Origin of the sequence: Streptomyces toxytricini (assembly GCF_014649915.1) — a bacterium.
GTDB lineage: Bacteria > Actinomycetota > Actinomycetes > Streptomycetales > Streptomycetaceae > Streptomyces > Streptomyces toxytricini.
Genome location: NZ_BMTY01000009.1, coordinates 151,264 through 157,382, shown reverse-complemented (window position 1 = coordinate 157,382; position 6,119 = coordinate 151,264). Strand labels below are relative to the sequence as shown.

At 76.2% G+C, this 6,119-nt stretch carries 6 protein-coding genes; 4 read left to right on the top strand and 2 right to left on the bottom strand.

Annotated features, from left to right (window positions below; genetic code table 11):
* On the bottom strand, positions 1 to 386 hold a 386-nt coding region (locus IE170_RS32595; RefSeq protein ID WP_506417265.1), incomplete at its 3' end, for an N-acetylmuramic acid 6-phosphate etherase family protein.
* Positions 387 to 1,341: 955 nt separating this feature from the next.
* On the opposite strand from IE170_RS32595, the gene IE170_RS13530 reads away from it, so the two are divergent.
* The 4 genes from IE170_RS13530 to IE170_RS13515 all read left to right on the top strand — a co-directional run bounded on the left by IE170_RS13530 (position 1,342) and on the right by IE170_RS13515 (position 4,849).
* Positions 1,342 to 1,719 (top strand): DUF8819 family protein, encoded by a 378-nt coding sequence (locus IE170_RS13530; RefSeq protein WP_189809596.1) that lies wholly within the window; start codon positions 1,342 to 1,344, stop codon positions 1,717 to 1,719.
* Between the two features lie 7 nt (positions 1,720 to 1,726).
* A complete protein-coding gene (locus IE170_RS13525) occupies positions 1,727 to 1,996 on the top strand; it encodes a DUF4031 domain-containing protein (protein ID WP_189809595.1) in 270 nt (89 codons plus the stop codon).
* A 142-nt stretch (positions 1,997 to 2,138) separates the two neighbouring features.
* Positions 2,139 to 3,287, top strand: coding sequence for a lipase family protein (locus tag IE170_RS13520; protein ID WP_189809594.1), 1,149 nt, complete (start codon positions 2,139 to 2,141; stop codon positions 3,285 to 3,287).
* Positions 3,275 to 4,849 carry a caspase family protein gene (locus IE170_RS13515; RefSeq protein ID WP_189809593.1) on the top strand — a complete coding sequence of 525 codons (1,575 nt, stop codon included), beginning with the start codon at positions 3,275 to 3,277 and terminating at the stop codon, positions 4,847 to 4,849. Before IE170_RS13520 ends, IE170_RS13515 begins: the two co-directional genes overlap by 13 nt.
* Before the next feature lie 8 nt (positions 4,850 to 4,857).
* Here the strand turns inward: IE170_RS13515 and IE170_RS13510 are convergent, their stop codons facing one another.
* Positions 4,858 to 6,093, bottom strand: a complete 1,236-nt coding sequence (locus IE170_RS13510; RefSeq protein WP_189809696.1) for a Cmx/CmrA family chloramphenicol efflux MFS transporter — start codon at positions 6,091 to 6,093, stop codon at positions 4,858 to 4,860.
* Positions 6,094 to 6,119 lie beyond the last annotated feature (26 nt).

Sequence of the window (6,119 nt, the reverse complement as noted above, 5' to 3'; positions counted from 1 at the left end):
GCGGCCAGCTCGGGGGAGTCCTCGGCGCCTTCGACGGCCTGCACCATGGCGGAGGGGCCGCCCGCGATCAGGCCGACGACCTGGCCGGGGCCGGTGCTGAAGGTGGGCGGACACTCGCTGGCGTCGAGGACGCCCATCCGGCCGGCGGTGCCGGCGCCCGCGTAGACGAGGCGGCCGCCGCGGGCCATGCGGGCGGCGATCGCGTCGACCGCGGCGGCGATGGCGGGCAGCTCGGCGGCCACGGCGGCGGGGACGCCGGCGTCCTCGGCGTTCATGAGGCGGGCGAGGGCGAGGGTGTCGAGCCGGTCGATGTCGGCGAGGTCGGGCCGGAAGGCCTCGGTGGTGAGGGTGTCGAGCTGGGCGCGCAGCGCGGCGTCGGCGGTCACGGGCGGGGCTCCTGACGGTGTGCGGCGGGCGGACGGACGATCACGAAGGTCGGCGGCCCGGGGCGGCCCGGGGCGGTCACGGCAGCCCGGGGGCGGCCCGGGCCCCTGGGAACGGGGCGGGCCCGCCCCCGCGACGGGGAGCACCGGCGGCACGAGGCCCGCCCGCCGCCGAGAAACCACGCGCCCCCCGGCTGCCGTGCGACACGGGGGCGCCACACGGTGCGCGGGGCCCCGTGCGGCGGCGCGCTGCAGTCCCGGGCTCCGTGCGGGGCACGGCCCATGGGCGGCGTAGGCCCCGTGCGCGGCGCACGCTCTGTGCGGTCCTCGGGCCCGTGTGGCGCGCAGGATCTACGCGGCGCGGGTTCCCCTCGGTTCTGGGGCCTCGTGCGGCGGGCAGGTTCCGTGCGGCGGGCGCGGTGCGGTCCTCGGACCCCTTGCGGCGCGCAGGCACCGTGAGCGCGCAGGACTCGCGCGGCGTACAGGCCCGGTGCGGGGCGCAGGCTCCGTGCGGGGGCGGCCTGTAGGCCTCGTGCGGGCGCCGGCGCCGTGCGAGCGGCGGGTGCGGCGCGGTCCTCGGGTCCCGTGCAGCCCCGTGGGCGGCGTGGATGCCATGCGCCGCGCAGGCCTCGCGCGCCGTGCAGGCCCACTGCGGCGCGCAGGTGCCGTGCGGAGCCCGGGTGCTGTGCGGCGCGCCCGGTGCCCAGAGAGGGCCCGGGCGCGGCCGGGGGGCCGGGATGGTGGGTGCCTGGGGTGGCGGCGTCCGGCCGCGGCCGCCGGCGGGGCGGGCAAGGCTGAAGGCTCCCTCCGCGTCCTCGCGCATGCCGGAAAGCTTGGTTCGGGAGCCGAACCGGGTCAATACGCCATAAGGCTCCCCGGCGGTCCCGGGTCGCGTGACCTGCGGAATGCGGGCCGGCGGGCCTTCGCCGCGGGGCCCGTACGGGTTCACAATGGCCCCATGGACCACGCCACACCCCTGGAGCAGGCGCTGCACGCCGCCCGCGCGCTCGTCATCGCCGACCTCGTCGCGGGGCAGGTCGCCGACGCGGACGTCGTCTCCCTCGTCGAGGATTCCGTCACGCACCGCCGGTGGTGGGTGGAGCAGTGGCCCGAGGGGGTCGACTACCTCGCGGGGCTCGTCGCGCAGGACGTCCAGGACGCCCTGCTGGAGAAGTACGGGCGGTGGCCGCTGTGCCCGGTGTGCTCGCACGGCGACCCGCACGCGCTCGACGTGGAGCCGGAGTTGGGGCCGGACCCGCACTGGGTGTGCGCGAAGGCGGGGGTGAAGGTCGCCTCCGTGGGCGCGCTCGGCCCGGTGTTCGGCGCCGGCGGGTGAGCGGCCGGTGACGCTCTACATCGACCCGCCGACCTGGCCGGGCCACGGCCGCATGTGGTCCCACCTGGTCAGCGACGTTTCGTTCGAGGAGCTGCACGCCTTCGCGGCGGCGATCGGCTGCCCGCCGAAGGCGTTCGACGGCGACCACTACGACCTGCCGGAGTTCCGGTACGCGGACGCGGTCGCGGCGGGCGCGGTGGAGGTCGGCAGCAAGGAGCTGGTGCGCCGGCTGACCGCGGCGGGCCTGCGCCGGCCGAAGCACCGGCCGCCGGGGTGACGGGGGGCGCCCGGGCCGCCCGTTTCCCCCGTACAGCCATGTGACGCTCCGTCATGTGGCCGAAAATGTATGACAGTTGCTGCATCAGGATGACCGCCTGTTCGTCCCGTCGCACCGCCTGAGGGGGATCGTGGAGCGGTCAGTGCTGTTCGTACACGGAACGGGAGTGCGGGAGGCCTCGTACGCCGCGAGCCTGGCCGCCGTCCGGGACGGTCTCGACCGGATCCGGCCCGGTATGGCGGTCCGCGGCTGCTTCTGGGGGCGCGAGCAGGGCGCGTCCATGGCGCTCGGCGGTGACTCCGTCCCCGGCTACCGGCAGTCCCGCGGCGGCACGCGGGAGGACGACGCCGAGATCGCCGTCTGGGACGTCCTGTACGCGGACCCCTGGTACGAGCTGCGGTTGCTCGGCCTGCAACCGCCCGCGGTGTCCGGGATGAGCCGCGGCGTGCCGCCCTCCCGGCGCTTCCTCGACCAGGTCACGGGCTACGTGCCGGCCCCGGAGGTGCTTGCCTCGTTCGAGGAGCGGGGCCTGGCGGACGACCTCGCCGAGGCCCTGCGCGCGGTGGTCCGCGCCCCGGAGCTGCGTGACGCCGCGGCCACCGCCGACGCCAACGCGTTCGAGCACCGCCGTGCCGTCGCCCGTGCGGTCGTGGCCCTCACGTGGGCGCGTGCGTCCGAACGGGGCGTCGAGCTGTCCGGTTCGGTGCGTGACGCCCTGCTGGCCGCGCTCGGCGCCGACCTCCGGTCCGAGGGCCGGTCCCTGAAGGGGCGGGCGGCGCAGGTGGGAATGCTCGCGGCGGACCGGCTGCTGCGGAGCCGGCGGGGCGCCTGGGGTGACGTGGGCCTGCCCTTCATCGGGGACATCCTGCGCTACCAGGCCCGCGGCCAGGGCATCCGGGACCAGATCAGGCGGACGATCGAGAACACCCCCGGGGACGCGGTCACCGTGATCGCCCACAGCCTCGGCGGAGTGGCATGCGTCGACCTGATGGTCCTGGACCCGGTCGACCGGGTCGACCAGCTGATCACCGTCGGGTCGCAGGCCCCGTACTTCTACGAGATCGGGGCGCTGGTCTCGCTGGAGCACCCGCAGGCGCTGCCCGGGCACTTCCCGGGGAAGTGGCTGAACGTCTACGACGAACGCGACCCGCTCTCCTACCAGGCGGCGAAGGTGTTTCCCGGCAGGGCGGTCGACCGGCGGGTCGACAACCGGCAGCCCTTGGTGCGGGCCCACACGTCGTACTGGTCCAACCCCCAGCTGTGGGACGAAGTCGGCACATGGCTGAGCTGAGCGCCGCCGAACCGGCGCGGGTACACGCCGTCGTCGTCGGCATCGAGCACTTCGGGCGCGTCCCCGACCGGGGCTGGGACCTTCCGGGGGCCGCCGCCGATGCGATGCGGTTCACGCGCTGGCTGCGCCGGCGGGGGGTGCCCGCGGAGAACATCACCCTGATGCTGGCGCCCGTTCCCGCGGCGCAGGCCGCGTTCAACGCGGAGGCACGCGCGCTGGGCATCGACGTGCGGTTCGTCGTTTCCCGCGACCACATCATGGACGGCTTCCGGCCGCGGTCCGAGGCGTCCGAGGGCGACCTGCTGTACGTCTACTGGGGCGGACACGGAGTGCTCGACCACGGCGACCGGCGGCTGCTGCTCTGCCCGGACGCGCACGACGCCGACCAGCGCTGCGTCGACCTGCACCAACTCCGCGAGTACCTGACCCGGCCCGATGTGGTGCAGTTCCCGCAGCAGGTCTTCCTCGTCGACGCCTGCGCCACCTTCCGGGAGGTCAACAGCGGCCCGTCGGGGCCCGCGGTCGCGGCTTTCCCCGCCGGCCCGCGACAGGCCGTCGACCAGTTCCTGCTCCTCGCCGCGGCCATCGGACAGGCGGCGTTGCAGGACGAGGCCCGCGGCACGGGTGCCTTCTCGGAAGCGGTCCTCACGTGGCTGGAGGAGCGTTCGCCGGGCCTCGCCCCCGACCTCGCGGCGCTGTCCGCGCACCTGGAGGAGCACTTCGACGGGTCGGGCCCCGACGGCAGCGCCCTGCAGACCCCGGTGACGATGGAGCTCCTCGCCCCTGGCGGGCGGGGCAAGGTGGTCTCGCTGCGGCCGCCGGCCGGGCCCGCGCCGAAGGCGGAGCCCCCGGCCGGTCGGGGTACGGCCGCTACTGCGCCGGAGGCGCGCCGCCGGCCGCGGCGGGGCGGTCTCGTGACCGTCGTGGCCGCGGCCGCGCTGGTGGTGGCGGCTGCCGCGGGCGACACGGTGTACGAGCTGATGGTGCGCGCGAAGGACGGCGCCGACGGCAAGGCGGCAGCCGCCGGGGCCGCGGCTCCGGGAGCGGCGTCCCCGCCGGCTTCGCCGAGCCCGTCGCCGTCGCCGTCGCCGTCGGCGAGCGCGTCGCCGTCCGGCAGCGCGGCGGCGTCACCGCCGGCCACCCCGCCGGCGGCTGCCGCGCCGACGCCGTCGGTGCAGCCGGCCGGTGCGCCGAAGCCGGTGTGCGCGTCCACGCAGGCCACTTACGCCGGCCCGGAGGTCACGGCCAGCCCCTGCTACGTCCTCGAAGGCGGCCGGGTCACGATGGTGGCTCAGCTCCGGGCGTCGAAGCCGGTCGACGTGACCGTCCACCTGTGGCTGACGGAGAAGGACGAGACCCGGCACCTGTACCCCACGGGCAGCACGGTGCAGCAGACGCTGCGCGCGGGCACGGAGGCCAAGGAGGTCCGAGGGCTGGTCGGGATCGCGCTGGCTCCGGGAGCCTACGACGTCCATGTCGCCGTCACCCGCAAGGGGGAGCCGGCGCCCAGCGCGACCAACCCGACGGTGACCGGCCGCTCGCAGGGGTTCTCGTACCCGTAATCCGCAGGTCAGGCGCAGTCAGCCGTCGGCCGGTCCGAGGGCCGGGCCCCGGCGGCGCCAGCGGACGAGGCGACGATGCGCGTCGTGCGGGCGTACCGGGAGCGGCGGTCCAGGCTGAGGGCGGTCAGGCCGAGGGCGATGGCGGTGACGGTCATCGCCGCGCCGGCCCACGCGGTGGCGGTGAAGCCGAGTCCGGCGTCGATGACCGTGCCGCCGAGCCACGGGCCGCCCGTGTTGCCGAGGTTGAACGCGGCGGTCGTCGTGGCGCCGGCCAGGGTCGGGGCGGCTCCGGCCACGTTGAACATGCGGGCGTTGAGGGCCGGGGCGGTCAGGAACGTCGAGAAGCCGATCAGGAAGGACAGCGCCACGGCCGCCGCGGCCGACGACGCGAACAGGGCCAGCGCGACCAGGAGCGCCGTGCTGGCGGTGATGCCCCACAGCATGATCCCGAAGAGGTGGGCGTCGGCGAACCGGCCGCCGACGGCGGTCCCGGCGAGCGCGCCCAGCCCGAACAGGCCGAGCACCCACGGCACCCAGGCCGAGTCCAGCCCGGCCACGTCGGTGAGCAGCGGCGAGAGGTAGCTGAAGGCGCAGAAGACGCCGCCCGCGGCGAGCGCGGTCACGCCGACGGACAGCCACACCTGGCGGTCGCGGTAGATCCCCAGCTCCCGCCGCAGACTCGGCCGCTCGGCGGGCAGCGGGATGCGGGGGACGAGGACGAGGATGCCGGCGAGGGCGACCGCGGAGGCGGCGCCGACCGCCCAGAACGCGGAGCGCCAGCCGAGGTGCTCGCCGAGGAAGGCGCCGGCGGGCACGCCGAGGACGTTCGCGACGGACAGGCCGCCGATCATGACGGCCATGGCGCGGGCCCGCTGGTCCTGCCGGACCATCGCGATGGCCACGGCCGCGCCGACGGCCCAGAACCCGGCGCAGGCGAGCGCGGAGACGACGCGGGAGGCGAACAGCAGCGCGTACGAGGGCGCGAGCGCGCCCGCGACCTGCCCGAGCCCGAAGAGGCTGATGAGCGTGACGAGGGTGGTGCGGCGCGGCAGGCGCAGCGTGGCCACGGCGAGCAGTGGCGCGCCGACGACCATGCCGATGGCGAACGCGGAGATCAGCAGGCCGGCCTGCGGGATGCTGACGCCCATGTCCTCGGCGACGGGCGGCAGCAGTCCGGAGAGCATGAACTCGCTGGTGCCGAGGGCGAAGACGGCGAGTCCGAGGACGTGGACGGCGACGGGCATGCGGGTGGGGGCGGGGGCGGTGGGGC